This window comes from Catellatospora chokoriensis (genome assembly GCF_011297315.1).
Classification (GTDB): domain Bacteria; phylum Actinomycetota; class Actinomycetes; order Mycobacteriales; family Micromonosporaceae; genus Catellatospora; species Catellatospora citrea.
On record NZ_JAAOTI010000002.1, the window covers coordinates 231785 to 256251 of the forward strand.

The window sequence follows — 24467 nt, forward strand, 5'->3', positions numbered from 1 at the left end:
AAGGCGAAGGGCAGCGCAGCGTGCCGACGGACCCCTTCGCACGCGGGCCGCCCGGCGAGGCAGGAAACGACATGGCGCTGGCCCAGCACCCCCTTGACCACCGCTATCACGGCGAGCACCCGGTGCGCACCGTCGCCTACCTGCTGCGCGAGGACCGCTGGCGGCTGCTGCTCGGGGTGCTGGCGTTCGGCGTCAAGCACAGCCCGACCTGGCTGCTGCCTGTCGTCACCGCGAACGTGATCGACATCGTGGTGCGGCACAAGCCCGTCGAGCAGCTGTGGTGGAACGCGGGCCTGATGGTCGCCTGCCTGAGCCTGAACTACCCGTTCCACGTCCTGTTCGTACGCAACCACAGCGGCTCCGTCCGCCGCATGGGCACCCGCCTGCGCTCGGCGCTGTGCCGCCGCATGCAGGAACTCTCCATCGGCTACCACTCCCGCTCGTCGGCCGCGGTGCTGCAGTCGAAGGTGATCCGCGACGTCGAGGCCATCGAGCAGATGGTGCAGCAGGCCGGCGACGTCGGGGTGGGCGCGCTGATGATGCTGCTCGGCGGTGGCGTCGTGATCGCGCTGCGGGTCCCGCTGTTCCTGCCGGTCTTCCTGGTGCTGGTGCCCTGCGCGGCGTTCCTGGTGATGAAGCTGCGCAACCGGATGCGCACCGACAACGAGTCGTTCCGCCGCGAGGTCGAGCGGCTGTCGTCGCGGGTCGCCGAGATGACCGCGCTGATCCCGATCACCCGGGCGCACGGCCTGGAGCGCGACGCGCTGCGCCGGGTCGACGGCTCACTGGACCGGGTGCTGCGCGCGGGCCTGCGCCTGGACCTGCTCAACGGCCGCTTCGGCGCGCTGGCCTGGACCCAGATGCAGGTGCTGAGCGTGGCCTGCCTGGCCGGGTCGGCGCTGGTCGCCTACTACGGCTGGATCCCGATCACCGAGGGCGACGTGGTGATGCTCAGCGCCTACTTCACCACGCTGACCGGCTCGGTGATGACGCTGATGAGCCTCGGGCCGATCTTCGTCAAGGGGCTGGAGTCGGTGCGCTCCGCGGGCGAGCTGCTGCAGGCCCCCGACCTGGAGGTCAACGCGGGCAAGCAGCGGGTCGACGAGGTGCGCGGCGGGGTGCGGTTCGAGGGCGTGGGTTTCGCGTACGACGGCGCGGCCGGCAGTGCCGTGCGCGACTTCGACCTCGACGTCGCGCCGGGCGAGCGCATCGCGCTGGTCGGCCCGTCGGGCGCGGGCAAGTCCACCATCCTGAACCTGGTCATCGGCTTCCTGCGGCCGACCTCGGGCCGCATCCTGCTCGACGGCCGCGACATGGAGACCCTGGACCTGCGCACCTTCCGGCGCTTCGTGTCGGTGGTGCCGCAGGAGCCGATCCTGTTCGAGGGCAGCATCTTCGACAACGTCACGTACGGCATGGCCGACGTGCCGCTGGAGCGGGTGCGCCAGGCGCTGGCCGACGCGAACGCGCTGGACTTCGTGGACCAGCTCACCGAGGGCCTGGACACGGTGGTGGGGGAGCGGGGCGCGCGGCTGTCCGGCGGTCAGCGCCAGCGGCTGGCCATCGCGCGGGCGCTGATCCGCGACCCGCGCGTGCTGATCCTCGACGAGGCCACCTCCGCGCTCGACACCCACTCCGAGGCGCTGATCCAGCAGGCGATGGAACGGCTGGTCGCCGGGCGCACCGTGTTCGTCGTCGCGCACCGGCTCTCCACGATCCGCAACGCCGACCGCATCATCGTGATGCGCGACGGCGGCATCGAGGAGATCGGTCCGCACGACGAGCTGCTCGACCGCCGCGGCGCGTACGCCCGCCTGCAGTCCACCCAGCTCGCCTGAACCGGCTCAGTCCGGCGGGGCGGCGACCCAAAGGACCACCGGCAGGAGCACGCCCACCACGAGCGGGACGAGGCCGGCGATCCAGTCCGGGCCGCTGAGGACGCCGCGGTGGCCGGCGTGGAACGCCAGGTGCAGCGTGCCGAAGACGGTCGCGCCGGCGAGCGCCAGCCGGGCGACGGCCCGCCGGTAGCGCACGGCGGGCACCGCCAGCAGCACGCCGAGGGTGAGGAAGGTCGCCCCGAGGTCCACGACGAGGTGTTCGTTGTAGGGCGGGTAGCCCGCCGTCCAGCGCTGCCCGAAGCCGGGGAACGTGCCGAAGAAGTGGTGCGGGGCGGCGTACGCCCACAGGCCCCACCACAGGTGCACCACCGCCGCGCCCGCCAGTCCGAGCCGGACGATCAGCCGCCGCGTGTCCCGCCGCTCGCTCATGCCCGCTCCTCGCTCCGCTCGTCGCAGGCATGTTCACCGAGGTCATGATTCGCTCGCTGGCGCTCGCTCATGCCCGCTCCTCGCTCCGCTCGTCGCAGGCATGTTCACCGAGGTCATGATTCGCTCGCTGGCGCTCGCTCATGCCCGGAGTGTGCCCCTAGACCTCGAGCTGTTGCACGGCCGCCTCGATGGCGCGGTGGAAGGTGGGGTACGCGTAGATCATGTGCTGCAGGACGTGCACCGGGACCTGTGCGTGCACCGCGACGGCCAGCGCGCTGAGCACCTCGCCGCCGGTCGGCCCGGCCGAGGTCGCGCCGACCAGCACGTCCCGGTCCCGGTCGGCGACGAGCTTGATGAACCCGTCGTTGCCGACCTTGTGGATCCAGCCGCGGGTCGCCTCCGGCAGCTTCGTGTACGCCGTCTGCACGTGGATGCCCTGGTGCCGGGCGGCCTCCTCGGTGAGGCCGACTGAGCCGATCTCGGGGTCGGTGAAGGTGACCCGGGGGTGCGCCCGGTAGTCGGCGGGCGGTCCCTCCTGCCCGAGGATGTCGCGGATCGCGATGGCCGCCTGGTACATCGCCATGTGGGTGAACGCGCCGTGGCCGGTGCAGTCGCCGACGGCCCACAGCCCGTCGGCGGCCCGCATGTGGCCGTCCACGGTGATCGCCTTCGCGGCCGGGTCCAGTCCGACCGTGTCCAGGCCGAGCTTGTGCAGGTCGGCGGTGCGCCCGGTGGCGACGAGCAGCTTCTCCGAGGTGAACTCCCGGCCGTCGGCGAGGTGCACGGTCATGCCGTCGACCCGGTCGGCCCGGCATCCGGTGTGCACGGTGACGCCGTCGCGCTGGAGCACCTCGGTGATCAGGTCCGACGACTCGGGCTCCTCGTACGACATGAGCCGGTCCATCGCCTCGATGACGGTGACCCGCACCCCGAAACGCTGGAACATCTGCGCCAGCTCCAGGCCGATCGCGCCGCCGCCGAGCACGGTCAGCGACGAGGGCAGCTCCTCGACCTCGATCGCTTCCTTGTTGGTCCAGAAGTCGGTCTCGGCCAGCCCCGGGATCGGCGGGACCGCGGCCTTGGTCCCGGTCCCGAGCACCACGCCCTTGCGCGCGGTGTACGTCTGCCCGTCGACCTCGACCGCCTTCGGTCCGGCCAGCTTGCCCGTGCCCCGGACGAAGCGGCCGCCGCGCTTGACGAACCGGTCGACGGCGACCTTGTCGTCCCAGAAGTCGGTGGCTTCCTCGCGGATGCGCTTGGCGACGGGCGCCCAGTCGGGGAAGACCTCGGCGGAGCCCGCCATGCCGTTGATCCGGCGGCCCTCGGCCAGCAGGCCCGACCCGCGGATCATCATCTTGCTCGGCACGCACCCCCAGTACGGGCACTCGCCGCCGACGAGCCGGTTCTCGATGCCGACCACGCTGAGCCCGGCGTCGGCCAGCCTGCCGCCGACCTCCTCGCCGCCGACGCCCATGCCGAGAACGATGACGTCCACTTCTTCAGCCATGAGTCCTGTATATCCGAATCCGGTCAGGCTGATGCGCGTACCACGAGTTCGGTCGGCAGGACCACGGCCGGCGGGACCTCCTCGCCCGCGATGACCCGCAGCAGCTGGCGGGCCAGCTCCCGGCCCAGCTCCAGGATCGGCTGCCGGACGGTGGTCAGCGGCGGGTCGGTGTAGCGGGAGATGTCGAAGTCGTCGAAACCGACCACGGCGACGTCCTCGGGGATGCGCCGGCCCAGCTCTCGCAGCGTGGTGATGGCCCCGTGCGCCATCAGGTCCGACGCGACGAAGACCGCGTCGAGCAGCGGATCGTCCTCCAGCAGCTGGCGCATCGCGGTCGCGCCGGACTCGCGGGTGAAGTCGCCCACCGCCACGATCGAGCGCCGGTCCGACCCGCGCAGCTCGGCACGGTATCCGGCGAGCCGGTCGATGCCGGCGACCATGTCCTGCGGCCCGGCGATGGTGGCGATGCGGGAGTGGCCGGTCTCCAGCAGGTGCCGCACCGCCTTGCGTACGCCGCCGACGTGGTCGACGTCGACGTAGGGGACCGTGGAGCGGCCCAGTGGCCGGCCGGTGACCACGACGGGCACGCCGAGCCGGGCGAGCTGGCCGGGCAGCGGGTCGACGCCGTGGGTGGAGGCGAACAGCACCCCGTCGACATGGCGGGCGGTGGTGTAACGCTCGACGCGCTCGTATCCGGCGACGGTGTTGGTCATCATCAGCACGAGCTGCTTGTCGGCGGCGTCGAGCTCCTGGCTGACGCCGTGGATGATGCTCGGGAAGAACGGGTCGTCGGAGAAGACGCGGCTGGCGCTCTCCGGCAGGACCAGCGCGATCGAGTCGGTGCGCTGGGTGACCAGGCTGCGGGCGGCGGCGTTGGGGATGTAGCCCAGCTCCTCGACGGCGCGGCGCACCGCGCTGCGGATCGGCTCGGCGACCTTGGGCGACCCGTTGACCACCCGCGACACGGTCGCCCGGGACACCCCGGCCAGGCGAGCCACAGCCTCCAGCGTGGGCCGCTCGTGTGCCTGGCTCATACGACTCCCTAGTGCTGTGCGACCAGCCCTTGACCGGGTCCGGCGAAGGTGACCTTACTCCCTTCGCGTTGCGGCGCGAAGTCGCACGTGAGAGCGCTTTCAGGGTGAGAGCGTTTGCACAGCTCGGTAACGAGCAGGCAATAGACCCTTGACAGCACAGGGGTCTGACTTCATTCTCTGCTGTGAGAGCGCTCTCTCAGCCCGGCCGTGAATTGCCCTGATGAGCGGCCGGGTTCCTACTGACACCCCCAAGGAGGGTCGTCATGCGTGCCTGGATGCGCCGCCTGCTGGTCCCGATCATGGTGACCGGACTGCTGGCGACCGCTGCGTGCGGTTCCGACGAGCAGCCCACCGGCAACGAGAAGATCACTTTGAACGTCGCACTCTTCGGCGACTTCGGCTTCAAGCCGCTCTACGAGGAGTACGCCAAGGCGCACCCGAACATCACCATCAAGGAGCGGATCTCCGACTACGCCGCGCACCACCAGAGCCTGATCTCGCACCTGGCCACCGGCAGCGGCGCGGCCGACATCGAGGCCGTGGAGATCGGCTACCTGTCCAGCTTCACGGCCACCCCGAACCGCTTCCACAACCTGCTCGACCTGGGCGCCGGCTCCCTGGAGAGCCAGTGGCTGCCGTGGAAGTGGCAGCAGGGCCTGTCGACCGACAGGAAGACGCTGATCGGTCTCGGCACCGACGTGGGTGGCATGGCGATGTGCTACCGCACCGACCTGTTCCAGGCGGCGGGCCTGCCCACCGCCCGCGACGAGGTGTCCAAGCTGTGGCCGACGTGGGAGGACTACGTCGCCACCGGCAAGAAGTACAAGGCCGCCGCGCCGAAGTCGTACTTCATGGAGGCCTCGGGCAACATGTTCCGGGCCATGGTCGAGCAGGCCCCGACCGGCGTGTACGACGACGCCGACAAGCTCATCGTGGACCGCAACGCCTCCGTGAAGAAGGCCTGGGACCTGACCGTCGACGCGATCGCCGCCGACCAGTCCGCGAAGCTGGCGGCCTGGACGCCGGAGTGGAGCGCGGCGTTCGGCAAGGGCACCTTCGCGACCATCGTGTGCCCGGCGTGGATGACGGCGTACATCGAGACCAACGCCAAGGACGCGGCCGGCAAGTGGGACATCGCCGCGGTCCCGGGCGGGGCGGGCAGCATGGGCGGCTCGCACCTGGCGCTGCCCAAGCAGGGCAAGAACGCGCAGGCGGCGTACGACCTGATCAAGTGGCTGACCGCGCCGGAGCAGCAGAAGAAGATCTTCAAGGCGACCGGCAACTTCCCGTCGACCCCGTCGCTGTACACCGACCCGGACCTGACCGGGTTCAGCAAGCCCTTCTTCAACAACGCGCCGCTCGGCAAGATCTTCACGGCTTCGGCGCAGGCGGTCCAGCCGCAGCACCAGGGCCCGAAGCAGGGCGACGTGTTCAACACGATCGGCGCCGGGCTGGGCCGCATCGAGCAGGGCAAGCAGTCCGCCGACGACGCCTGGAAGCAGGTCCTGTCCGACGTGGCCAAGCTGGGCTGACGCTCCCACCGGGCCGGCCGTCCCCGCAGCCGGCCCGGTGATCCACCGACTGCCGGGGGCCGGGCGGCGCACACCGATGCCCGCCCGGTCACCGGGCCCTTCAGGGAAGGGGAGCGCTCCGTGCGCACCTGGCTCCACAAGGCGGACACGTCGCTGTCCCCGTACGTCTACATCGCCCCGTTCTTCATCCTCTTCGCGGTCTTCGGGCTGTTCCCGCTCGGCTACACCGCCTGGGTGTCGCTGCACGACTGGAGCCTGCTCTCCGACGAGCACAGCTTCGTGGGCCTGGGCAACTACGCCGAGCTGCTGGCCGACCCGTACTTCTGGAACGCCCTGCGCAACACCCTGTCCATCCTGGCGCTGTCCACCATCCCGCAGCTGATCCTCGCGCTGATCCTGGCGCACCTGGTGAACCGGCCGCTGCGGGCCAAGACGCTGTGGCGGCTGGGCATGCTGCTGCCGAACGTCACCAGCGTGGTCGCGGTCGTGGTCATCTTCAGCCAGCTCTTCGGCCGCGACTTCGGCCTGATCAACTGGCTGCTGGAGAGCTTCGGGCTGGGCCGCATCGACTGGCAGGCCGGTGTCGCGTCCTCGCACGTCGCCATCGCCGCGATGATCACCTGGCGGTGGACCGGCTACAACGCGCTGATCTTCCTGGCCGCCATGCAAGCCGTGCCGAAGGAGCTGTACGAGTCGGCGACGCTCGACGGAGCCACCGCGGGCCAGCAGCTCCGGAAGATCACCATCCCGTCGATCCGGCCCACCGTCATCTTCGTGGTCATCGTGTCGACCATCTACGGACTGCAGGTCTTCGCCGAGCCGCAGCTGTTCGCCGGGGGCGGGCCCAACGGCATCATCGGCGGCCCGGACCGGCAGTTCCAGACGCTGACCCTCTACATGTACGAGCACGGCTTCAACCGCGGCTTCGAGTTCGGCTACGCCTCGGCCACCGCCTGGGTGATGTTCGGGCTGATCGTGCTCGCCGCCGCCGTCAACTACCTGATCACGCGCCGGATCCGGAGCTCCCGATGACACGCAGACTCGTCTACCTGACGCTGACGGGGGTCCTGATGCTGACCGCGTTCCCGCTGTACTTCAGCGTCGTCGTGGCCAGCCAGGACAACTCCGCGCTCTCGCACGTGCCGCCGCCGGTGCTGCCGGGCGCGAACCTGATCGAGAACATCAAGCGTGTCTTCGAGACGGTGCCGTTCGACCAGGCGCTGCTCAACTCGCTGATCGTGTCGGGCATCAACACCGCGTCGGTGGTGCTGTTCTCCACGCTGGCCGGGTTCGCCTTCGCCAAGCTGAGGTTCAAGGGCCGCACGGCACTGCTGCTGGCCGTGGTCGGCACCATGATGGTGCCGATGCAGCTGGGCATCATCCCGCTGTTCATGCTCGTCACCAAGCTGGAGTGGCACGACACGCTGCTCGCGGTGACGGTGCCGGCCCTGGTCAACGCGTTCGGGGTGTTCTTCATGACGCAGTATCTGTCCGAGGCGCTGCCGACCGAGCTGCTGGAGGCCGGCCGCATCGACGGCGCGGCCACGCACCGGCTGTTCTGGCACGTGGTGCTGCCGGTCGCCCGGCCGGCCGCGGCCGTGCTCGGCATGCTGACCTTCCTCAATGTCTGGAACGACTACCTCTGGCCGCTGGTCGTGCTGGCCTCGCCGGAGAACCAGACGGTCCAGGTCGCGCTGTCCCAGCTGCGGGCCGGCTACGTGCAGGACTACTCGCTGGCGCTGACCGGGACGATGCTGGCCACACTGCCGCTGCTCATCGTGTTCGGCCTGCTCGGCAAGCAGCTGATCGGCGGCATCATGCAGGGAGCGGTGAAGGGATGAGCGAGCGTGACGAGCGAATGGCGGATCTGTGTTCGTCGAGCAGACGAGCGTAGCGAGGAGGATCGATGAGCACAGTGCGGGTGGAGGCGGCGGCGGAGACGCTGCGGTTCCCGGAGGGGTTCCGGTGGGGAGCCGCCACGGCGGCGTACCAGATCGAGGGGGCCGCGGCCGAGGACGGGCGGGGTCCGTCCATCTGGGACACGTTTGCGCGCAAGGACGGCCGGGTGTTCGCCGGGCACACCGGGGACGTCGCGTGCGACCACTACCGGCGCTACCGCGAGGACGTCGCGCTGATGGCCGAGCTGGGCGTCGGCACGTACCGCTTCTCCATCGCCTGGCCGCGGGTCAAGCCGGACGGGACCGGGCCGGTCAACGTGCGCGGCCTGGACTTCTACGACCGGCTGGTGGACGAGCTGCTGGCGCACGGGGTCGAGCCGATGGTGACGCTCTACCACTGGGACCTGCCGCTCGCGCTGCAGTCCCACGGGCGGGGCGGCTGGGGGGACCGGGACACCGCGGCGTGCTTCGCCGAGTACGCCGCGGTGACCGCGTCCCGGCTCGCGGACCGCGTCGGCACCTGGACCACGCTCAACGAGCCGTGGGTGTCGGCGTTCCTCGGCTACGCCAGCGGGGACCACGCGCCGGGGCACACCGACAACCGGGCCGCCTTCCGGGCCGCGCACCACCTGCTGCTCGGGCACGGGCTGGCGGCGCAGGCGCTGCGCACGGCGGGCGTACGCGAGCTGTCACTCACCCTCAACCTGGCCCGGGTCAACCCCGACGACCCGGGCGACCCGCACGACGTGGCGGCGGCATGGCGCGTCGACGGCGTACTCAACCGGATCTTCCTGGACCCGGTGCTGCGCGGCCGGTATCCGCTGGACATGCTGGGGCTCTTCGAGCGGTTCGGCGCGGCGGACGCGATCGTCGACGGGGACCTGGCGGTGATCTCCGCCCCGATCGACCTGCTGGGCATCAACTACTACCAACCCGCCCTGGTCCGGGCCCAGGTCGGCGCGGCGGCGCACCCGATGTACCCGGGCAGCGAGGGGGTCGCGTTCCTGCCGCAGCCCGGCCCGGTCACCGACATGGGCTGGACGGTCGACCCGAGCGGCCTGTCCGACCTGCTGCTGCGGCTGTCCCGGGAGTATCCGGACACGCCGCTGATGGTGACCGAGAACGGCGCGGCATACGCCGACGCGCTGACCGGCGACCGGGTCGCCGACCCGGAGCGCATCGCGTATCTGGACGGCCACCTGCGCGCCGTGCACGCGGCCCTGTCCGGCGGCGCGGACGTCCGCGGCTACCTGGCCTGGTCGCTGCTGGACAACTTCGAGTGGGCCTTCGGCTACGACAAGCGCTTCGGCCTCGTCTACGTCGACTACGAAACCCAGCGACGCTACCCCAAGGACTCGGCCCTGTGGTTCCGCACCATAACCCGCGCCAACGCCCTCTAACGCGACGATCTTGCGTGGACTGTGGGTACGACACGCCCTAAGCGGGCATATCGGCAACAGTTCACGCAAGATCGTCGCGATCTTGGGGGGCGTGGTCAGAGGTCGAAGATGAGGCAGGAGGAGGTGGCGTGGGCGAGGAGGCGGCCGTGGGCGTCGGTGAGCTGGGCCTGGGCGAGGGCGGTGCGGCGGCCTCGGGACAGGACGGTGCCCTCGCAGCGGAGCAGGCCGGAGTCGACGGTCACCGGGCGGAGGAACTTGGTGGTCAGGTCCAGAGAGGTGTAGCCGACGCCCGCGGGCAGGGTGCTGTGCACGGCGCAGGCGGCGGCCGTGTCGAGCAGGGTGGCCAGGATGCCGCCGTGCACGCCGCCGAGCGGGTTGTAATGGAACTCCTGGGCGCGCATGGTGACCACGACGCGGCCCTCCTCGGCCTGCACGCTGTCCATGCCGAGCAGGTGCATCACCGGCGGGGCGGGCAGCTCGCCGCGGGCCATCGCGTGCAGCAGCTCCAGGCCGCTGAGCCGGCCCAGCTCGGCGGCGTTGCGCCGCGGGTCGGACCAGGAGAAGGTGCGGGTGCGCTCCGGGCTCACGAGGCCGGCGGTCGGCTCGGTCTGGGTCTGCGTCATGGACTCAGCCTGGCAGGCGGTTGCTGAGTCTGTCAACGAGACTTAGCCTGGAGGGGTGAGACCTACCGCACTCGACTGGTCGGCGGAGAACTGCACCGTCGCCCGCGCCATGGCCGTGCTCGGCGAACGCTGGACCCTGGTGGTGCTGCGCGAGGTCTTCAACGGCATCCGCCGCTTCGAGGACATGCGCGAGCACAGCGGCATTCCCCGCCAGGTGCTCACCAACCGGCTCAACATGCTCGTCGAGCAGGGTGTGCTGCACCGGGTGCCCTACCGGGAGCCCGGCGAGCGCGAACGCCAGGAGTACCGGCTCACCGAGAAGGGCTTCGACCTGTACCCGGTGCTGGTCGCCGTGCGGGAGTGGGGCGACCGGTATCTGGCCGACCCGGCCGGGCCGCCCGTCGACATGGTGCACCGCGACTGCGGGTCGCCCGTGCGCACGCACCTGAGCTGCGACGAGGGGCACGAGGTGGGCTCGCCCCGGGAGGTGGCCACGCGGCCGGGGGCGGGGGCGGTCCGGCGTACGCCCGCCGCCGCGACAGCGGCCTGACCACCCGGCGGCGGGCCGCGGCGCGGGAAACGGCTGGTCGTCTGCCACGAGGGCTGGCAGCATGGCGCGGCGTGGACCGAGTGCTGATGCTGCCGCCGCGGGTGACCGAGACCGGGCTGGCGTTCGCCGACGCCGCGCGGCGGCGCGGCATGCGGGTCGAGACGCTGCGCACCTGGCGGCTGCCGGAACACCTGGCCGGGCACGCCGGAGCGCACCTGTACGCCGGGCCGCTGTTCGCCGACGCGGTCGGCGCGGAGCTCGGCGTCGGGCTGCTGGAACCCGGCCAGGACTGGCTCGCCCGGCTGCCGCGCGCATGGACCCGTCGGGAGGTCGCCCTCACCACGCTGGCCGCGGCGCGGGCGCTGGACCGGCCCGCGTTCGTGAAGCCGCCGGACGACAAGAGCTTTCCCGCCCGGGTCTACCCGTCCGGGGCGGGCCTGCCCGGGCCGGAGGTCCTGGCGGGCGACACCCCGGTGCTGGTCAGCGACGTGGTGACGTTCCAGGTGGAGTACCGGCTCTTCCTCGGCGCGGGCCGGGTGCGCGCCGCGAGCCGGTATGCCGTGGACGGCGAGCTGGATCTCGCCGGTCCCGCGCAGGACGCGCGGTGTGCGGACGCGGCCGCCTTCGCGGCGGGGCTGCTCGGCCCGGGGCTGCCGGAGCTGCCGAGCGCGGTGGTGGTCGACGTCGGCCTGCTCGCGGACGCCGCGACCGGCCGTCCGGAGTGGGCGGTGATCGAGGCGAACGCGGCCTGGGCGAGCGGCCACTACGCGGCCGACCCGGACCGGGCGCTCGACGTGGTGCTGTCGGCGAGCCGCCCGGCGGACGAGATCGCGCCCGCGGACCGGCGTTTCCTGCGCGGGCTGCCGACCGTGTCGCGCTGACCCGGTCCGGCCGGCACCCGTCGGCTCGCGGGTCGGGTCAGGTCCGCGTGCTGCCGCCGCACGGGGAGACGGTGATGGAGGTGAAACCCTGCTGGTCGGCAGGGGAGCCCTGGACGGTCACGGTGACGAAGATGTTCGTCGCCGCGCTGCTGAAGTGCTTCTTCTCCAGCTTGGGCAGGGTCGCCGAGTAGCGGGCCATGGTGGCGTCACGGGTCAGGGTGACCTCGCCGGTGTAGCTGCCTCCGGTCATCGCGTAGCGCGCCTTGGCGGCCACCGGCGTGCCGCCGTCGGCGATCTCCGCGGTCACCGTGACGGCCGGGGGGAGGACGCCGCCGCAGGTCGGGTTGCCGACGGCGGCCACATTGGACTCCACCCGGCTGATGGTCGCCGCCGCAGCCGTCGTGACCGCGGGCGCGCTCGCGGTGGGCCGGGCGGCGGCCGGCGACGTGGCGACGCCCGGTGCGGCCTGGTCGCGGGTCCACGAGTCACCGACGCCGATGCAGCCCTGCAGGCTGAGCATGGTCACCACCGCGAGTCCCACCGCCACGGGCGCACGGAATCTGATCACCACCAGAGCTTAGCCAGGCTCACGGCTCCCATGGGATCGCACGGCCACATCATTTCCGCCCGGCGCCACCCCCCAACCGCGTCGATCATGAAGTTGTGGCGGTGACACGCCGTCGAACACGTCCATAAGTTCATGATCAACCCGTCAGGCGGGGTGGTGGGTCAGCCAGCGGGTGTAGGTGGGGCTGAGGCGGATGGCGTCGGTATAGGACTGTTCGGCGTAGTCGATGAGGCGGGGGGCGACGCGGGCGGCGGGGGAGTCGGGGTGCCAGCCGATGAGGTGGCGCCAGCGCAGGGGCGTGGCGGCCAGGGGGACCGCGCGCACGCCGGCGATCTCGCGGAAGGTGGGCTGGCAGAGGGCGACGACGCTGCCGCCGCGGACCAGGTCGGCGCAGCCGCCGAGGTCGCTCTCGTGGATCGGGCTGGGGGTGAACCCCGCTCGCGCGCAGGCGGCGGCGAAGCAGTCGGCGAAGCAGCCGTCGCCGGGGGTGGCCGCCCACCGGGAGCCGGCCAGATCGGCCAGCGCCACCTCGTCGGCGTCGGCGTACGGGTGCGAGGCGGGCAGCAGCACGAAGACCGGCGCGGTCGCCACGGTGTGCCAGACCAGCCGGCCGTCATCGGGCGGGGTGGCCTCGCCGCAGGTGCCGATGAGCGCGAAGTCCAGCCGCGCGTCCAGCAGCATCGCCGAAAGCTCGGCCGACGACCACGACGGGTACGTGCTGAGCTGCGCGCTGGGCTGGGCGGCGGCCAACCGGTGCACCACCCCGCCGATGAGCGGGCCGTTCACCGCGCCGATGCGGTAGCCGGGCAGCCCGTCGCCGCCGGAGTCCCGGGCCAGCCCGGCGAACCGGGTCGCCTCGTCCTCCAGGCCCTGCACCGCGGGCAGCAGCACCCGGGCGCGGGCCAGCACCAGCTCGCCCAGCGGGGTGGGGCGGGCGCCGCGGCGGTCGCGCTCGAACAGCAGCCCGCCGAAGGCGCGCTCGATGCGCTGCAGCTGGGTGGTGAGGGCGGGCGCGGCGAGGCCCAGCACGGCCGCCGCCTTGGTGACGCTGCCGGCGTCGGCTATCGCGCAGACCACCCGCAGGTGCCGCAGCTCCAACCTCACCCGCTGATGTTATGGCCGCACCGGCGGCGCGTGAAGGTGTCGCGTCCGATCACCCCACCGGACGGTATGGACGGAGATCGAAACCCGTCGGTAGGGTCGGTGGACCCGACTCGACGGCAAGGGTTCGCGCGGCGCGGGGACGTGTACCAGGAGGTGGCGATGCAGCGCAGAGCGGCGCTGATCGGGCTGCTCGGCGCCGAGCTGGTGTCGACCGTCGGCTCGCGGATGTCGTTCCTGGCCATTCCGTGGCTGGTCCTGGTCACGACCGACGACCCGACGAAGGTCGGCGTGGTCGCGTTCGCCGAGGCGCTGCCGTACATCCTGGCCGGGATCTTCGGCACGCCGCTGGCGGACCGGTTCGGCGTACGCGAGGTCTCCATCGGCACCGACCTGGCCAGTGCGCTGGTGGTGGGCGCGATCGCGGCGTTCGGCAGCGGCGACTTCACGGTGCTGGTCGTGCTCATCGCGACGCTGGGCGCGCTGCGCGGGGTCGGCGACAAGTCGAAGCGGGTGCTGCTGCCACCGGTGGTGGAGGCGTCGGGCACGCCGATGGCCCGGGTCACCGCGGTCTTCTCCGCGCTCAACCGGATGGCGATGGTGATCGGCGCCGCCGTGGCGGGCGTACTGATCGCCTGGCTCGGCCCGGTCGGCGCGATCTGGGCCGACGCGGCGACCTTCGCGGCCTGCGCGGGCGTGGTGGTGGCACTGGTGCGCATCACCCGCGAGCAGAACCACCCGGCCCGCGGCGCGCAGGAGTCCTACTGGCAGGGGCTGCGCACCGGGTTCGGCTTCGTGCGGCGCGAGCGGCTGCTGCGCAGCCTGGTCGGCATGATGTTCGTGACGAACCTGTTCAACCAGGCCAGCGCGGTCGTCTTCATCCCGATGTGGGTACGCGAGCACCTGGGCTCGCCGGTGGCCCTGGGCTGGATCGGCGGCGCCTTCGCACTCGGCGCGATCGCGGGCGGGGCGGCCTTCGCCGCCCTGGTGACGCGGCTGCCGCGGTACGCGACCCTCGTCATCGGATACTTCGTCGGCGGCGCACCGCGGTTCCTGGTGCTGGCGCTGAGCGACGACCTGCGGGTGGCGCTGGCCGTGTCGTTCGTGTCCGGGGTCGCCATGTCCTCGGTGAACCCCACCTACGGCCTGCTGATGTTCGAGCGGGTGCCGCGGGCCATGCAGACCCGGGTGTTCGGCCTGACCGGGGCGATCACGTTCGGCGGCATCCCGCTGGGCGGCATGGTCGGCGCGTGGGCGGTGGAGACACTCGGCCTGTCCGGTGGGCTGTGGCTGGCCGGGGCGGCGTACTTCGCGGCCACCCTGACGCCCGTGTTCGGGTGGCGGCTGTGGCAGCAGATCAACGACATCAAGGGCAAGGCCGCCCCGGCCGCCCCGCTGTGGCAGGAGTACCTGTCCGAGCTGGGCCGCCGGATGGGCCTGGTGGACACCGGTCCGGCGGTGCCGGTGACGGTGACGCTGGCCTACGCCGGGGGCGGCTGGACGGTGACGGCACGGCGCGGCAGGCGGCGGCTGGCACGCCCGTACGCCGTGTCGTCCGCCGCGGCGCTCCAGCACGTCGCCGCGCTGGAGCTGCCCGACGTGTACGAGACGGTGGAGCAGGTGCACCTGGCCCGCCGCCGGGCCGCCGAGCAGCAGGCGGCGGCGGTGCGGGCGAACCTGCGCGCGCTCGAGTCGACGCTGACCGAGCTGCGGGCGGCGTCCGCTCAGTGGCCGTCCGGCCAGCCGGGGGAGCGGCCGAGGTAGGCGACGAGCCGGTCGCCGGGCGGGGCGTCGGCGGCCGGTTCGACCATGACGCCGAAGGCCTTGCTGGGTCGGCCGGTGGGCCAGCGCAGTGCGATCTTCATGGCCGACGCGCTCAGGTCAGGGTCGAGCGTGGCGTCCGCGCCGGTCGACTTCGCCACGTCCCAGGCGTGCACCAGGAAGTCGACGAAGTGCATGCCGAGCACCGTCGGCGCGGTGAAGGTGCCGTAGCCGTACACCTCGATCTTGCGGTCCAGCAGCGTCTTCGTGCTGAACGCCTTGGTGACCAGGGTGACGGAGTCGGCGAACGCCCGGCGGGGGTCGGTCGGCGGGGTCAGGTCGTCCCACACGGACGGATCGGTCGGCTTGCCCGCCGCCGCGGCGGCGAAACCGCGGTTGTGCCCGATCATGTGCCCGAGCAACTGGCCGAGCGTCCACTCGCCGCAGGGGGAGGGCCGGGCGAGATCGGCGCGCTTGACGCGGTTCACGGCCGCTGCGGCCGCGGCGAGCGCACGCCGGTCGAGGTCACGAAGGTCCATGTGTCGCACCATAGTGCCGCAGCTCGGTGTGCTCCACCGGTGACGCCGCCAGGCGGGAAACCTGTCCGGACAGTCCGATCAGCCGGGTCGTCGCATCGACGCGTCTGGTGTCGGCGAACGCCGATCAGATAGACATATGCATGGGTGTTGACATGACGGGATCGGCGCGTGAGGCTGTTCGTGCCGATCCCGCATGTCGGACAGATGGCAACGGGGTCGAAAGGGAGAGCATGACCGTCCATGACGACCGGCCGCTGCTGCTGATGGTCCGCACCGGCAAGCGCGAGTTCCGGGAATACCTGCTGCGCTCGCTGGCCCCGGCCTACCGGGTGCACCTGTTCACCGGGGTCGCGCCCACCTGGGAGCTGGACTACGTGGCGGGCGCCACCGAGCTCGGCGGCCTGCTCGACGTGAAGGCGATGGCCGAGGCCGCGCAGCGGCTGCCGGACGGGCCGGTCGCGGGCGTGTTCACCTGGGACGAGGCGCGCACGCCGCAGACCGCGGAGCTGGCCGTGGCGCTGGGGCTGCCCGGCGACCCGGCCGTGACCGCCCGCTGCCGGGACAAGCTGCTGACCCGCCGGGCGCTGGCCGCGGCCCAGGTGGCCCAGCCCGCGTCCGTGCCGGTGGGCTCGCTGTCGCAGGCGTTCGCCGAGGCCGCCCGGATCGGCTACCCGGTGATCCTCAAACCCAGCGACCTGGCGCTCAGCGTCGGCGTGATCAAGGTGGCGGGGCCCGCGGAGCTGGCCGCGGCATACGAGTTCACCAGCGCGGTGCGCCACGGCGCGCTGCCCGACTGGCGACCCCAGGTGCTGCTGGAGGAGTACGTCGACGGCGAGGAGATCAGCGTCGACGCGGCGGTGCACCACGGCGAGGTCACCCCGCTGTGCCTGGCCCGCAAGGAGATCGGGCACCCGCCGTACTGCATCGAGATCGGGCACTACGTGCACGGCGACGACCCGCTGCTGCACGATCTGCAGCTGCGGCGGCTGCTGCAGGACGCGCACGAGGCGCTCGGGTTCCGCGACGGGGTCACCCATACCGAGATCAAGCTGTCCTCGCGCGGGCCGCGGATCATCGAGGTGAACGGGCGGCTCGGCGGCGACATGATCCCCTACCTGGGGTTGCGGGCCACCGGCGTCGACGTCGCGCTGGCCGCCGCCGCGGTGGCCTGCGGCCGCCCACCGGTCGTCGCACCGGACCGCAAGCTGGTGGCGGCGGTGCGCTTCTTCTACCCGGCGCAGCCCGACACCGTCGTCGAGACGCTGGCCTTCGACCGGGCCGGGTTGCCGCCCGCCGTGGACGAGCTGGCCCTGCTGGCCGAGCCCGGCGACCGGCGCTCACCGCCGCCGGCGGGCACGGTCAACGGCCGGGTCGCGTACGCCACCGCGGTGGCGGCGACGCCGCGCGAGTGCGAGCGGGCGCTCGACGCCGCCGGCGCCGCCCTGCGCATCAACGGCATGCCGCCGGCCGACCACGGCTGACGGGTCGCCCCGGGGCCGGACTCGCCACCCCCGGGGCAGCGGGCGCCCGGCCCGGGGCGCGAGCGTCACCAGTCGTAGCCCAGGCGCTCCACGAGGTCGCCGTAGCGGGCCCGGAACGCCGCCAGGTGCTCGGCGGTGAGGTGGTTGCGCCAGTCCCCGGCGACCCCGCGGCGGTAGTGGCTGTGCACGTCCTCCTGTCCGCGCTCGCGGCCCTTGGCCAGGCGGCTGAACGAGAAGCGCTCGCAGGCGCTGGCCACGTACGCGCCGGGCAGCCGGCGCAGCGGCAGCCGGGGCAGCACGTGGCGGGGATAGGCCAGCCAGTGCGGGGTGCCCCGGCGGGCGGCGACGTTCCAGCGCACCGCGGCCATACGCGCCTGCTCCGGACCGGAGCCGTCGGGGGTGAGCAGGTCCAGGTGGCCGAGGATGGCGGTCCAGGCCTTCACCGGGTCGGTGATGGCGTCCTCCATGCGCAGCTCCAGCACGCCGGGCCGGGTGTAGTCCCACTGCGCCATCGGCTCCAGGAACATGCCGCTGAACTCCACCTCGGCCAGCAGCCCGCCGGCCTCGTCGAGGGTGCGCAGGTTGCGCCGGTGCGCCACCAGCTCGGGCCAGGGCACCCCGCCGACCACCTCGGGGTGGCTGTTGAGGTGGCTGAAGTAGCCGGAGACTACGATGTCGCGCGGGTCGCGGATGAGGTGGAACCCCCGGTGCTCGGGCAGCGTGTCCACCCATTCCGGCTTCGCGTTCGTCATGATCAGGAGGTCGGGGCGGGTGGCGCGGACGTAGTCGCCGAGGGTGTCGTGCGGCGCCCACTGCTCCGGCACGTGGATCGTGGCGACCTTGAGGTCCAGCGCGAACGCCGCCTCGTGCAGGATGGATCTGGCCCAGGTCGACGCTGATTTGTGGCGCGCGAAATACGCACGAAGCACCGGTTCACTCCTGACAAAGGTCCTGATGAGACGTCATGTCGACGCGGCTTGATCGCTGCGTTAACAATAAATACATCTATTCAGGAAGGGCCATCACTGTCAAGAACGTGAATGGGCCGCCGATCAGTCCAGCGGCAGCCCGGCGGCGTTCAGGATCTTCTTGCGCTCCTTGGCGGTGAGCCGGTCCACGTACACCGTGCCGTCCAGGTGGTCGGTCTCGTGCTGCAGGCAGCGGGCGACCAGCCCGGCGCCCTCGACGCGCACCGGCTCGCCGTGCATGTCCACCCCGGTCACCACGGCGACCGCGGTGCGCGCCACATCGCCGCGCTGCCCGGGCACGGACAGGCAGCCCTCCCCGGAGACCTCCAGCTCACGCGGCGGCGCGGGGAGTTCGAGGACCGGGTTGACCACGTGGGCCACCACGTTGGCGCCGTTGCCCGGATCGGGGCAGTCCATCACGAACACGCGCAGGCCGACGCCGATCTGGTTGGCGGCCAGGCCCACGCCGTTGGCCGCGTACATGCTGGCGAACATGTCGGCGACCAGCTTGTGCAGGTCCGGCCCGAAGTCGGTGACCGGAGCGGTCGGCCGGTGCAGCACCGGCGTGCCGTACAGCGTGATGTCCCGGGCGATCCCGGGCCGGACGGCCTGCTCGCTCATGCCGCGGTCCCGGCAGGCGGCAGTTCACCGGTCTGGCGGGTGCCGCCCGAGCAGGGCGCGCCGATCTCGGGCCCGGCGTTCTGGCGGGCGGCGTTGACGAAGAAGTCGATGCGCGGGTCGTCCGCGCTGTCCACCTTCAGCTGGTATCCCCACGCCTGCAGCGAGATCGGCGCATCCTGGCCGGGGAACGGGCTCAGCATCAGGTAGTCGCGCCCGGACACCTTCTCCGCCAGCGTCCGGGCGTCGTCGTCGCCGATGCCGGGCCGGTAGGTGATCCACACCGCGCCGTGTTCGAGGCTGTGCACGGCCCGCTCGCTGGCGATCGGCTCGTCGTACACCGTGCCGGAGCAGTTCTGCCAGGTGCCGTTGTGCTGCCCGCCGATCGGGGGCTGCTGCGGGTAGACCACCCCGCCCTGGGCATGGTCCTGGCTCAGCGGGCCCTCGGTCAGGTAGTCGCGCACCCCGTCGATCCCCGCGAGCTGCTGCTGCCAGGTCCCGGTCGGCGCGACGGCCTGCGTGTCCTTCTGCTGTGCGCGCCAGACGTAGTAACCCACGCCGCCCACCCCCGCGCAGAGGCACAACAGCACGACGAGGCCGCCCACCACCCACGCCCACACCGGCACCGCCGGTTTGGGCGGTGTGTTCGTGTAATCCACCATGGCGTGGCCTCCCCAGGAACTCGATTCGCCGCGGTGATCCTAGCTTCCCGGCTCTGCGGAGCGGAGCGGTGCAGGTCAGGCGGTGGGGCGGATGTCGAAGCCGGACAGGCCCTCGGGGGTCTCCTCGAAGACCGCGACGCCGTCGACGATGGCGAGCTCGGGGCCGTGCCTGGTCCAGGAGACGAGGCGGTCCACGCCGTCGGGCGTGCCCTCGAAGACGGCCTCGACCGTGCGGTCGGGCCGGTTGCGCACCCACCCGGCGACACCGGCCGCCTGCGCCTGCTGCCGGCAGGAGTCGCGGTAGAAGACGCCCTGCACCTCGCCGGAGACCACAACGCGCCTGCGGATCATGTGTCAACCGTAGACTGGACGGCATGGCCCGGCCAAACGAGGTCGTCGCGGCGGCACTGCAGGAGTACGCCGATCTCATCTCGATCACCGGCGGTGACGCCTTCCGGGCCCGCACCTACGAGAAGGCCGCCCGCGGGGTGGCCGGCCATGCCGCCGACGTGGCCACGCTCGACCTGAAGGGTCTGGAGCAGATCCCGGGCGTCGGCAAGTCCACCGCCGAGAAGATCGTGGAGTTTCTGTCCTCCGGCCGGATGGAGGCGCTGGAGCAACTGCGGGCCAAGGTGCCCGCCGGGGTGCGCGAGCTGATCGCGATCCCCGGCCTCGGTCCGGCCAAGGCCATGACGCTGCACCGCGAGCTGGGCATCTCCTCGATGGACGAGCTGGTCCACGCGATCGAGGCGGGGCGGCTGTCGGGGCTGCGCGGGTTCGGCGCGAAGACCGCCGCGAACATCCTGCACGGCATCGAGGTGCTGCGGCACAGCGGCGGCCGGGTGATGGTCTCCACGGCGCTGGAGGTGGCCGAGGAGGTGATCGCGGCCCTGTCGGCGCTGCCCGGCTGCGAGAAGTGCACGTACGCGGGGTCGCTGCGGCGCGGCCGGGACAGCATCGGCGACGTGGACATCCTGGTCGCCGCGCGCGAGTCCAAGCCGATCATGGCGGCGTTCGCGGAGCTGCCGTTGGTCGGCGAGATCATCGCGAGCGGGCCGGCGAAGACCTCGATCCGCACCACCGGCGGGCTCCAGGTCGACCTGCGGGTGGTGCCGCCGGAGTCGTGGGGCGCGGCGCTGCAGTACTTCACCGGGTCCAAGGAGCACAACATCCGGGTACGCGAGATCGCCGTGCGCAAGGGCCTCAAGCTGTCCGAGTACGGGCTGTTCCGCGCCGAGGACGACACGCTGCTGGTGTCGGAGACCGAGGAGGAGGTGTACGAGCGGCTCGGCCTGCCCTGGATCGCGCCGACCCTGCGCGAGGACCGCGGCGAGGTCGCCGCCGCCCGCAACGGCACGCTGCCGCAGCTCGTGACCGAGGCCGACATCCGCGGTGACCTGCACACCCACACCAACCTCACCGACGGCGTGTCCACGCTGGAGGAGATGCTGGCCGCCGCGCGGGCCCGCGGCTACCGCTACTACGCGGTCACCGACCACGCCAAGGACATGCCGATGCAGCGGATGACCGACGCGAAGATGCTGGCCCAGCGCAAGAAGCTGCGGGCGCTGGCCGATGACGGGAAGATGGCGCTGCTGCACGGCAGCGAGCTGAACATCGACCCCGACGGCGGGGTGGACTGGGACGCCGACTTCCTGGCCGGGTTCGACCTCTGCGTCGCGTCGGTCCACTCGCACTTCACGCAGACTCCGGCGGAGCTGACGGACCGGTTCGTGAAGGCGTGCGAGAACCCGTACGTCAACATCATCGGGCATCCGACCACGCGGCTGATCGGGCGGCGCAAGCCGGTCGAGCCGGACTGGGACGCGGTGTTCGACGCGGCCGCCGCGACCGGCACCGCGATGGAGGTGAACGCGTTCCCCGACCGGCTCGACCTGCCGGACGAGCTGATCATGCGGGCGCGCGAGCGCGGGGTGAGGTTCGCGATCAACACGGATTCGCACTCCACGGTGCACCTGGACATGCTGCGCTTCGGCATCGCGATCGCCCAGCGCGGCTGGCTCACCCCGGCCGACGTGATCAATACGTGGACGCTGACCAAGCTGAAGGCGTTCGTCGCCGTCAAGCGCCGCGCGGCGTGACCCCTGCGCCTTCGGCAGACGCTGGCCCATCTGATCATTTCGATCTACGAAAACTCGATTAGATAGGCCAGCGTCTATTGCAGGGGGGGTGATGGCGGCGTGAGCGGGGCGGGGTGGGGGCGGCGGGGTCAGGTCAGGTGTTGGGTGAACCAGGCGGTGAGTTCGGTCCAGGCCTGGGCGGCGGCGGGGGCGTTGTAGCGGGCGCCGGTGTCGTTGAAGAAGGCGTGGTTGACGTCGGGGTAGGTGACGACCTCGAAGGTCAGGCCCGCTTTGCTCAGGGCCGCGCGGGCAGCGTCGCGGGTGGCGTTGACCCGGTCGTCGAGCTGGGCGTACACCCCCAGCACGGCGGCGTCGGGGGAGCCCGCCAGCGACGCGTTCGCGGGGAACGGGCCGTAGAACGGCGCCGCGGCGTGCAGGCGCGGTTCGCCCGCGGCCAGCAGGGACCAGACCATGCCGCCGCCGAAGCAGAAGCCCATCGCGCCGACGGTGTGCCCGGGGTTGCGCCGCAGCAGCTCGCCGACGCCGGCCTTCATGTCGGCGATGAACCGCGCGGGCGGGGCGGCGTTCAGCGCGGCGGTGGCCTGGGCGGGGTCGGTGAACTTCGCGGTGCCGCCCTCCTCGGAGAGCAGGTCGATCGCGAGTGCGGACCAGCCCGCGGCGGCCAGCCGCCCGGCGATCGAGGCGATGTGGTCGGTCAGGCCCTTGTTCTCGTGGACGACGAGCACGGAGCCTCTCGGCGAGGCCGCGGCGGCCCAGCGGCCCTGCAGCTGTCCGTTGGGGCCGGAGAACACGATGGGCTCGGTGGGCAGCGGGCTCGGGCCCGCCGGGCCGGTGACCGCGGGGGTCGGCGCGGCCGGCGGGGGCGTGGCGGTGTCACGCTGCGCGTCGCACGCGGCCAGCAGCGGAGCCGCCACGGCCGCGCCGACCCCGAGCAGGCCCAGGCGGCGTAACGCCTCGCGGCGGGAGATCAAGCCGTCGGCGTAGTCGACGACGACCTCGCTCGACAGGTATTCGCCCAACTCAGACATGTCTCATTCATACTCCTGCGACCGGCGAGGGTGCGGGAGCCGGGCACGACCGGTCCTGGCCCACCGTCGGCGACCACGGCCGCCGACGACGGCCGGGACGGTGCCACGACGGCCAGGCCCGGCCCCGGCGGCATCCGGGGGCCGGGCCGGCGGGGATGGCGCCGTGACGGCAGGGCCGGCCCCGATGGCAGCCGGGACCGGGCCTACCTGTGCGGCGGTGGGTCAGCGCTCGTCGACGCTGCCGACGATGGTCTGCCGCCAGGTGGCGTGATAGCTGACCAGGGGATCGAACTTCGGGCCGGACCTGGGTGGCAGCAGGGTCAGCTCATCGCCGAGGTCGATGTCGCGCCATCCCACGGCCCAGGCCGTGACCGGGTCGAACAGGATCTCGTCCGCCGAGTCGCCGTCGGTCTGGCGGATCGCCACCAGCTCGCTGTCGTCGATCATGACCTTGCCGACGGTCAGCCCGTCCATGCCCTGGAACGCGCGCAGCAGCGCGGCCCGCAACTGTGGGCTGAGCAGGATGTCGCAGTCGTGGTAGAGCCCGGCCATCGCGTCCCAGAGCATGTGGTCCTTGGTCCAGGTCTCGTTGTCCTCGACGTCGGCGCGCAGCAGGGCGAGCAGCGGCCGCGGGTCGGTCGGCAGCTGTGCCAGCCATTGCGGGGTGGGGACCTCGATGCTCGGGCCGTTGTCACGCAGGAAGGAACGCGCGTGTTCCATGTTGCCCTCGTGGTCGGCGAACATGCTCTCGAACATGTTCTCGTCCCCGTTGAGCAGCTTCAACGCGATCATGCCCTGCGGGTCCAGCCAGACCTCCCGTGGCTGGAACCGCACGGTCCCGGTCCCGCCGCTCAGCGCGGCGCCCCAGCCCTCGGTGAGCACATGCACCAGCCGGCCCGGCAGCAGGTCGACCGCCGAGGCGCGTTCGGCGGTGCGGGCCAGTTCCTCCAGCGCCGCGATCGCCTCCGGCGTGGTCCGGGACAGCGCGGGGTTGGTGCCGCGTGCCGTGGGCAGCGGCTGGTGGGAGGCCTTGACCAGGGCGATGTTCGGGGTGGCGAACCGGTGCCCGCCGAGGCCGCCCACGGTCACCGCGCCCAGCGCGACGGCCGTCACCACCAGGCCCGCGGTGACCGGGACGAGCCAGCGGGCCGGCCGCCGCGGGGCGCGCTCCCGTGTCGCGGCCTGCCGGGCGTTGAGCAGGTACCAGGTGCGGGCGACGGACTCGTCGGACGGTTCGGTCGCGCCGACGGGCAGGTCGCGTACCGCGGTCAGGTCGGGGTCGGTGCGGGTCATCGGGAACCTCCGGCGGCGGCGAGCGCGGATTTGATCTTCGTACGGGCGCGGTGCAGTGCCGACTGCACGGAGCCCAGCGGGATGCCGAGCGCCTGGGCGATCTCGGCGTACTCCAGCTCGGCGACGGCGAACAGCAGCAGCACCTCGCGCTGGCGGCGGGGCAGCTTGGCCAGCGTGGTCGCGACGCGGGCCACGGCGCGCTGCGCGTCGACGCGCTCCGCGGAGCGGGCGTCCGGTGCGACCTCGTCAGCGGCGTGGGACTGCGTCGCGGCCACGGCGCGCAGCGCCCGGACCTCGGTGCGGTGGTGGCGGCGCAGCAGGTTGCCGCAGATGCCGTACAGCCAGGGCAGCATCGCGCCGCGGGTGCCGTCGTAGCGGTGGCGCTGCTCGTACGCGATCAGGAAGGTCTGCGCCACGACGTCCTCGGCGACCTGCTCGCCGACCCGCTGCCCGGCGTAGCGCAGCAGGTCGCGGGCGTACGCGTCGAACATCGCGCCGAGGTCGGCCGGGTCGGGCGGCGGCTGCGCGACTGGCGGGTCGGCTCCGGCCGGTGGGTCGTGCTCGGTCGTCACGGTCATGCCAGTACTTGCCCGCGGGTGCCGCCCATGTTCCCGGCTCCTCTCGCGGCGGCGGGGAGCCGAGATTACGGCTCCA

General features: G+C 72.2%; 24 protein-coding genes. 10 read left to right on the forward strand and 14 right to left on the reverse strand.

Going from position 1 to position 24467, the window contains the following annotated elements:
* Nucleotides 1-20: 20 nt before the first annotated feature.
* Nucleotides 21-1838, forward strand: a complete 1818-nt coding sequence (locus HAV39_RS03600) for an ABC transporter ATP-binding protein (RefSeq protein ID WP_239120365.1) — start codon at nucleotides 21-23, stop codon at nucleotides 1836-1838.
* A 6-nt stretch (nucleotides 1839-1844) separates the two neighbouring features.
* On the opposite strand, the gene HAV39_RS03605 is transcribed toward HAV39_RS03600, so the two are convergent.
* From HAV39_RS03605 to HAV39_RS03615, 3 genes are all read right to left on the reverse strand, one after another.
* The gene (locus tag HAV39_RS03605) at nucleotides 1845-2267 is read right to left on the reverse strand and encodes a hypothetical protein (RefSeq protein WP_191837721.1); all 423 of its coding nucleotides are present in this window, start codon (nucleotides 2265-2267) and stop codon (nucleotides 1845-1847) included.
* 157 nt (nucleotides 2268-2424) lie between these two features.
* On the reverse strand, nucleotides 2425-3774 hold the full coding sequence (locus HAV39_RS03610; RefSeq protein WP_191837722.1) for a dihydrolipoyl dehydrogenase family protein: 1350 nt from the start codon (nucleotides 3772-3774) through the stop codon (nucleotides 2425-2427).
* 23 nt (nucleotides 3775-3797) lie between these two features.
* Entirely contained in the window at nucleotides 3798-4808 is a 1011-nt protein-coding gene (locus HAV39_RS03615) for a LacI family DNA-binding transcriptional regulator (RefSeq protein WP_120318781.1), read from the reverse strand.
* A 263-nt stretch (nucleotides 4809-5071) separates the two neighbouring features.
* On the opposite strand from HAV39_RS03615, the gene HAV39_RS03620 reads away from it, so the two are divergent.
* The 4 genes from HAV39_RS03620 to HAV39_RS03635 all read left to right on the forward strand — a co-directional run bounded on the left by HAV39_RS03620 (nucleotide 5072) and on the right by HAV39_RS03635 (nucleotide 9638).
* A complete protein-coding gene (locus tag HAV39_RS03620) occupies nucleotides 5072-6340 on the forward strand; it encodes an ABC transporter substrate-binding protein (RefSeq protein ID WP_239120364.1) in 1269 nt (422 codons plus the stop codon).
* 120 nt (nucleotides 6341-6460) lie between these two features.
* Nucleotides 6461-7372 carry a carbohydrate ABC transporter permease gene (locus tag HAV39_RS03625; RefSeq protein ID WP_239120363.1) on the forward strand — a complete coding sequence of 304 codons (912 nt, stop codon included), beginning with the start codon at nucleotides 6461-6463 and terminating at the stop codon, nucleotides 7370-7372.
* Nucleotides 7369-8181 (forward strand): carbohydrate ABC transporter permease, encoded by an 813-nt coding sequence (locus HAV39_RS03630; protein WP_191837723.1) that lies wholly within the window; start codon nucleotides 7369-7371, stop codon nucleotides 8179-8181. The genes HAV39_RS03625 and HAV39_RS03630 overlap by 4 nt, the downstream gene beginning before the upstream one ends.
* Nucleotides 8182-8246: 65 nt before the next feature.
* Nucleotides 8247-9638, forward strand: coding sequence for a GH1 family beta-glucosidase (locus tag HAV39_RS03635; RefSeq protein WP_191837724.1), 1392 nt, complete (start codon nucleotides 8247-8249; stop codon nucleotides 9636-9638).
* 95 nt (nucleotides 9639-9733) lie between these two features.
* Here HAV39_RS03635 and HAV39_RS03640 read toward each other — a convergent pair whose 3' ends face one another.
* Nucleotides 9734-10261: a PaaI family thioesterase gene (locus tag HAV39_RS03640; protein ID WP_191837725.1), complete on the reverse strand. Its 528-nt coding sequence runs from the start codon at nucleotides 10259-10261 to the stop codon at nucleotides 9734-9736.
* A gap of 55 nt (nucleotides 10262-10316) precedes the next feature.
* On the opposite strand from HAV39_RS03640, the gene HAV39_RS03645 reads away from it, so the two are divergent.
* On the forward strand, nucleotides 10317-10811 hold the full coding sequence (locus HAV39_RS03645) for a winged helix-turn-helix transcriptional regulator (protein ID WP_120318786.1): 495 nt from the start codon (nucleotides 10317-10319) through the stop codon (nucleotides 10809-10811).
* Between the two features lie 71 nt (nucleotides 10812-10882).
* Nucleotides 10883-11692 carry an ATP-grasp domain-containing protein gene (locus HAV39_RS03650; protein WP_239120362.1) on the forward strand — a complete coding sequence of 270 codons (810 nt, stop codon included), beginning with the start codon at nucleotides 10883-10885 and terminating at the stop codon, nucleotides 11690-11692.
* Nucleotides 11693-11729: 37 nt separating this feature from the next.
* Here the strand turns inward: HAV39_RS03650 and HAV39_RS03655 are convergent, their stop codons facing one another.
* Together HAV39_RS03655 and HAV39_RS03660 are read right to left on the reverse strand one after the other, a co-directional pair.
* On the reverse strand, nucleotides 11730-12260 hold the full coding sequence (locus HAV39_RS03655) for a hypothetical protein (RefSeq protein ID WP_191837726.1): 531 nt from the start codon (nucleotides 12258-12260) through the stop codon (nucleotides 11730-11732).
* Between the two features lie 144 nt (nucleotides 12261-12404).
* Entirely contained in the window at nucleotides 12405-13364 is a 960-nt protein-coding gene (locus HAV39_RS03660; protein WP_191837727.1) for a LysR family transcriptional regulator, read from the reverse strand.
* 159 nt (nucleotides 13365-13523) lie between these two features.
* Between HAV39_RS03660 and HAV39_RS03665 the strand changes: the two genes are divergently transcribed.
* Entirely contained in the window at nucleotides 13524-15125 is a 1602-nt protein-coding gene (locus tag HAV39_RS03665; protein WP_191837728.1) for an MFS transporter, read from the forward strand.
* Here the strand turns inward: HAV39_RS03665 and HAV39_RS03670 are convergent.
* A complete protein-coding gene (locus tag HAV39_RS03670; protein ID WP_191837729.1) occupies nucleotides 15086-15661 on the reverse strand; it encodes a TIGR03086 family metal-binding protein in 576 nt (191 codons plus the stop codon). The two genes, HAV39_RS03665 and HAV39_RS03670, sit on opposite strands and share 40 nt — an antisense overlap.
* Before the next feature lie 230 nt (nucleotides 15662-15891).
* Between HAV39_RS03670 and HAV39_RS03675 the strand changes: the two genes are divergently transcribed.
* Entirely contained in the window at nucleotides 15892-17142 is a 1251-nt protein-coding gene (locus HAV39_RS03675) for an ATP-grasp domain-containing protein (protein WP_191837730.1), read from the forward strand.
* A gap of 65 nt (nucleotides 17143-17207) precedes the next feature.
* Here HAV39_RS03675 and HAV39_RS03680 read toward each other — a convergent pair whose 3' ends face one another.
* The 4 genes from HAV39_RS03680 to HAV39_RS03695 form a co-directional block, all read right to left on the reverse strand.
* Complete coding sequence (locus HAV39_RS03680) at nucleotides 17208-18071, reverse strand: sulfotransferase family protein (protein WP_191837731.1); 864 nt, start codon at nucleotides 18069-18071, stop codon at nucleotides 17208-17210.
* Between the two features lie 123 nt (nucleotides 18072-18194).
* The gene (gene def, locus HAV39_RS03685; protein WP_191837732.1) at nucleotides 18195-18731 is read right to left on the reverse strand and encodes a peptide deformylase; all 537 of its coding nucleotides are present in this window, start codon (nucleotides 18729-18731) and stop codon (nucleotides 18195-18197) included.
* A complete protein-coding gene (locus tag HAV39_RS03690) occupies nucleotides 18728-19390 on the reverse strand; it encodes a thioredoxin-like domain-containing protein (protein WP_191837733.1) in 663 nt (220 codons plus the stop codon). Before HAV39_RS03690 ends, def begins: the two co-directional genes overlap by 4 nt.
* A gap of 75 nt (nucleotides 19391-19465) precedes the next feature.
* Complete coding sequence (locus HAV39_RS03695) at nucleotides 19466-19741, reverse strand: acylphosphatase (protein ID WP_191837734.1); 276 nt, start codon at nucleotides 19739-19741, stop codon at nucleotides 19466-19468.
* A gap of 23 nt (nucleotides 19742-19764) precedes the next feature.
* Here HAV39_RS03695 and polX point away from each other — a divergent pair, with 23 nt between their 5' ends.
* Nucleotides 19765-21492 (forward strand): DNA polymerase/3'-5' exonuclease PolX, encoded by a 1728-nt coding sequence (gene polX, locus HAV39_RS03700; protein WP_191837735.1) that lies wholly within the window; start codon nucleotides 19765-19767, stop codon nucleotides 21490-21492.
* A 128-nt stretch (nucleotides 21493-21620) separates the two neighbouring features.
* Here polX and HAV39_RS03705 read toward each other — a convergent pair whose 3' ends face one another.
* The 3 genes from HAV39_RS03705 to HAV39_RS03715 all read right to left on the reverse strand — a co-directional run bounded on the left by HAV39_RS03705 (nucleotide 21621) and on the right by HAV39_RS03715 (nucleotide 24391).
* Complete coding sequence (locus HAV39_RS03705) at nucleotides 21621-22520, reverse strand: dienelactone hydrolase family protein (protein ID WP_191837736.1); 900 nt, start codon at nucleotides 22518-22520, stop codon at nucleotides 21621-21623.
* A 222-nt stretch (nucleotides 22521-22742) separates the two neighbouring features.
* The gene (locus HAV39_RS03710; RefSeq protein WP_191837737.1) at nucleotides 22743-23813 is read right to left on the reverse strand and encodes a hypothetical protein; all 1071 of its coding nucleotides are present in this window, start codon (nucleotides 23811-23813) and stop codon (nucleotides 22743-22745) included.
* On the reverse strand, nucleotides 23810-24391 hold the full coding sequence (locus tag HAV39_RS03715) for an RNA polymerase sigma factor (protein ID WP_191837738.1): 582 nt from the start codon (nucleotides 24389-24391) through the stop codon (nucleotides 23810-23812). The genes HAV39_RS03710 and HAV39_RS03715 overlap by 4 nt, the downstream gene beginning before the upstream one ends.
* Between the last annotated feature and the right edge of the window lie 76 nt (nucleotides 24392-24467).

Coding starts and splice junctions, on each gene's coding strand:
- HAV39_RS03690 (WP_191837733.1), bottom strand. CDS start 19,390: ATGGTGGATTACACGAACACACCGCCCAAACCGGCGGTGCCGGTGTGG.
- HAV39_RS03610 (WP_191837722.1), bottom strand. CDS start 3,774: ATGGCTGAAGAAGTGGACGTCATCGTTCTCGGCATGGGCGTCGGCGGC.
- HAV39_RS03630 (WP_191837723.1), top strand. CDS start 7,369: ATGACACGCAGACTCGTCTACCTGACGCTGACGGGGGTCCTGATGCTG.
- HAV39_RS03675 (WP_191837730.1), top strand. CDS start 15,892: ATGACCGTCCATGACGACCGGCCGCTGCTGCTGATGGTCCGCACCGGC.
- HAV39_RS03635 (WP_191837724.1), top strand. CDS start 8,247: ATGAGCACAGTGCGGGTGGAGGCGGCGGCGGAGACGCTGCGGTTCCCG.
- polX (WP_191837735.1), top strand. CDS start 19,765: ATGGCCCGGCCAAACGAGGTCGTCGCGGCGGCACTGCAGGAGTACGCC.
- HAV39_RS03705 (WP_191837736.1), bottom strand. CDS start 22,520: ATGTCTGAGTTGGGCGAATACCTGTCGAGCGAGGTCGTCGTCGACTAC.
- HAV39_RS03620 (WP_239120364.1), top strand. CDS start 5,072: ATGCGTGCCTGGATGCGCCGCCTGCTGGTCCCGATCATGGTGACCGGA.
- HAV39_RS03665 (WP_191837728.1), top strand. CDS start 13,524: ATGCAGCGCAGAGCGGCGCTGATCGGGCTGCTCGGCGCCGAGCTGGTG.
- HAV39_RS03615 (WP_120318781.1), bottom strand. CDS start 4,808: ATGAGCCAGGCACACGAGCGGCCCACGCTGGAGGCTGTGGCTCGCCTG.
- HAV39_RS03710 (WP_191837737.1), bottom strand. CDS start 23,813: ATGACCCGCACCGACCCCGACCTGACCGCGGTACGCGACCTGCCCGTC.
- def (WP_191837732.1), bottom strand. CDS start 18,731: ATGAGCGAGCAGGCCGTCCGGCCCGGGATCGCCCGGGACATCACGCTG.
- HAV39_RS03670 (WP_191837729.1), bottom strand. CDS start 15,661: ATGGACCTTCGTGACCTCGACCGGCGTGCGCTCGCCGCGGCCGCAGCG.
- HAV39_RS03715 (WP_191837738.1), bottom strand. CDS start 24,391: ATGACCGTGACGACCGAGCACGACCCACCGGCCGGAGCCGACCCGCCA.
- HAV39_RS03605 (WP_191837721.1), bottom strand. CDS start 2,267: ATGAGCGAGCGGCGGGACACGCGGCGGCTGATCGTCCGGCTCGGACTG.
- HAV39_RS03640 (WP_191837725.1), bottom strand. CDS start 10,261: ATGACGCAGACCCAGACCGAGCCGACCGCCGGCCTCGTGAGCCCGGAG.
- HAV39_RS03695 (WP_191837734.1), bottom strand. CDS start 19,741: ATGATCCGCAGGCGCGTTGTGGTCTCCGGCGAGGTGCAGGGCGTCTTC.